Raw genomic sequence first — 3,548 nt, forward strand, 5'->3', positions numbered from 1 at the left:
AATAATTTCATCACCAATATAAACATTGATAGCTACATTACAAATATTGCGAGCATAATCTGATCCAATATTAGTTATTGTGTAAGCAAACCATAAATCAGCTGCATGGACAGTATCCACTGCTGTTGCATTTGCCCATGAAGTGCTGAATTGTTTTTGTGTTCCCTCAGTGACGGAATGTTCTTCATACTGTCCGTGGCTTACAGTTTGAGATCGCCCATTAATAGTTCCTGTGGTTGTTGTCCTCGTTGGTGTAAAAGAAGGAACTGGATACATTACCGGGTATAGACTCGAGAATTCAAGCTCATCTCCGTAGCCAATGATTGAATCCCCTGAGAGCAAATTTTTTTCCTCTTGTTCCGCGAGTGTGGCTGCATCCAACCTATCATTGAAGTTGTTGTTCCACATCGTTCCCAATGATTTCAACCGACATCCCATTGCACTGAATGAAACATCCGTCTCACTACAATTGTTCTTCTTCAGTGTATTACTCCAATCATCTCGGCCGGTAAAGGCATCTTTTAGCGTCGCAGCAGTTGCTCTAATAGCAGAACCCGCATAATTCGTAATGCCTAATTCTTTATCAACCTCTTTATAAGCAAAATCCAAAATGGAGAAGCTTTTATCTTCTAGATATTTAGTGCCAGGATTAACTTTCTTTGGTTGAGGGTTATTCGTTACTGAAAGAAAAGTATTATTAGTTTTCGAGGTTTGAATATTCGTTGATTGTAAACGATTCGAAATGACAGTCGTTTGAATTTCGTTTTCCGAGATCGATCGAGCATACAATTCTGTGGTTTCAGAATATTCCTCAAAGTTTTCGATGCTTGTAGTTTCGTCGTTTGTTGTGCTTGTCCCATCCAACTTTGTTGTCGAATAGAGCTTCGTCTCCCCTTCATTCGTTATTACTTCTGTTGTTATTGTCGTAGCAGCCTGGATTCTGAAGTTATTACCATCTTCATCCTTAATGACTTGAAATTCTAATTTTGGGTATGCTGCAACGGCAGGGTGATTACCTGGAAACTGGACCCACGAAGGCATTTGCGGGAAGAGTAAAACATCATCATGGTTTGCAGCGGGAAGTATCCCATAACCACAGGCACTTCCACTTCCAGGGCAGTAAGTCACACCGAATACTTCCTGACCATCATCATAACGGTCCCGATCGGTACTTTCTAAATCCATATTCAAGCCCAGTTCATACTTCTCTACCAAATTTGGTACTGAATCAAAGTCCTTGTCTGGGCACGCACTTGAGTCAAATGGCCAAGTTGGCCATGGAGTCTCCCCAGGCGCTTGAACGGACTTGTTTCCCATCCAATTCTTGATCGCCAGAATCTCGGCACCATCCGTTTTCCCATCACCGTCACTGTCAGGATTCATTGGGTCAGTACACCACCAGCTTTCCTGGGTATCTGTCAATCCATCTGCATCGCTATCTACACCGGGTAAGGCAAGGATTCCGTTCTGTTGTTCAATAGAAAACCTGGCGATGATCTCTACAAGCTCCTTTTCAACAGCCTCCGCCTGGTTTATTGAATTGTCCGCTGTTTGGAAGCTGGCGGTTGCCCGATTTAAATCCGCCTGCAAGCCCAGTGAAAGCCAGGGGTCCGCCTCAGCGTTTGCCGCGACCAGAATGTTCAAGTCCTCACTTGCCCGCGGACGAAAACCCAGCCGGGTAAGAGTCTCCAACTGACTACTGCTAACCAGGACAACGGCACTATCCTCATTTTCTGACAGAATCAATAGTCCCATTTCCTTTAATCTGGTCAGATCATACTCCTGACGGATATCTACTTCAGTCCTAAAAAGACCACTGCTTTCGGACAGGGTTTGATAGTTGGCTGCTGCGACAGTTACCATGCCATTCACAACATTGAATGGAAGTAACAATGAAACAATTAGTACTGCATTTACGATTATGTTGACTACTCTTTTCATGGTCTTCTCCTCTTTATCGAACAATTAATGGTAGATAATTTGCATATGGAATGACAATTATTTCTCTTTGGAAGGTGTCTGATCCTCCGGGACCTTCAACCGAGATGGTAATCTGATAAGTGCCTATTGCAGAATAGGAATGGATAGGGTTAATCTCATTACTGAAAGTCCCATCGCCGAAATCCCACTTAATCGTTTCATAAGATCCTGTTGAAAGATTAGTGAACTCTACGGACAATATAGGCTGCCCAATCATCGGTGAAGCGGAGAAATTAGCAACAACCACCTCATAAACTGTTATATAGCCGACTTTTTTCTCTGTAGCTGTGCCGCCCGGGCCTTCTATAGTCAGACTCACCGAATAGACCCCCGCCGAGGTGTAAGTATGAGTAGGTTCAAATTCAGTGCTCGAATTTCCATCTCCAAAGTCCCAAGTAAAACTGTCATAGTCGCCCGAGCTGAGATTTGTAAAGTCCACTTCAAGTGGAGCAACTCCAGTCAGTGGAGTGGCAGTGAAATCCGCTTGAGCCGGGTCATAAACAGTAATGTAACCAGTCTTGGTTTCAACATCCGATCCACCTGGGCCGTCAATCGTCAGAGTCACAGTGTAAACACCGGCTTCGGTATAAATATGAGATGAATTCTGAAGTGAGCTGTTGCCTCCATCTCCAAAATCCCAGGTTTGTGTATCAAATTCCCCGGTCGAAAGATTAGTAAACTGAACTGACAATGGAGCAACACCAGTCAATGGTGTCGCAGAAAAATTCGCTTGAGCTGAATCATAAACAGTAATATAACCCGTCTTGGTTTCAACATCGGTTCCACCTAATCCAGAGACCGACAACTTGACAGTGTAAACACCCGGTTCGGTATAAATGTGAGTAGGATTCTGAAGTGAGCTGTTGCCTCCATCTCCAAAGTCCCAGGTAAAACTGTCATAGTCACCCGAGCTGAGGTTTGTAAAATCCACTTCAAGTGGAGCAACACCAGTCAATGGTGTCGCAGTGAAATCTGCTTGAGCCGGGTCATAAACTGTAATATAGCCAGTCTTGGTTTCAACATCCGATCCACCTGGGCCGTCAATCGTCAGAGTCACAGTGTAAATACCGGCTTCGGTATAATTGTGAGATGGATTCTGAAGTGAGCTATTGCCTCCATCTCCAAAATCCCAGGTTTGTGTATCAAATTCCCCGGTCGAAAGATTAGTAAACTGAACTGACAATGGAGCAACACCAGTCAGTGGAGTGGCAGTGAAATCTGCTTGAGCCGGGTCATAAACAGTAATATAGCCAGTCTTGGTTTCAACATCGGTTCCACCTAATCCAGAGACCGATAACTTGACGGTGTAAACACCTGGTTCGGCATAAATGTGAGTAGGATTCTGAAGTGAGCTGTTGCCTCCATCTCCAAAGTCCCAAGTAAAACTGTCATAGTCACCCGAGCTGAGATTTGTAAAGACCACTTCAAGTGGAGCAACTCCAGTCAGTGGAGTGGCAGAAAATTCCGCTTGAGCTGGATCGTAAACTGTAATGTAGCCAGTCTTGGTTTCAACATCGGTTCCACCTAATCCAGAGACCGACAACTTGACAGTGTAAACACCCGGTTCG

The 3,548-nt window shown here is 44.3% G+C and carries 2 protein-coding genes; both read right to left on the bottom strand.

Going from position 1 to position 3,548, the window contains the following annotated elements; translation table 11 throughout:
• The coding region (locus GXZ13_07815; protein NLX75709.1) for a hypothetical protein at window positions 1–1,941 on the bottom strand (1,941 nt) is incomplete at its 3' end.
• Window positions 1,942–1,954: 13 nt separating this feature from the next.
• The coding region (locus GXZ13_07820; protein NLX75710.1) for a PKD domain-containing protein at window positions 1,955–3,548 on the bottom strand (1,594 nt) is incomplete at its 5' end.

The organism is Synergistaceae bacterium, assembly GCA_012728235.1.
Classification (GTDB): domain Bacteria; phylum Synergistota; class Synergistia; order Synergistales; family Synergistaceae; genus JAAYFL01.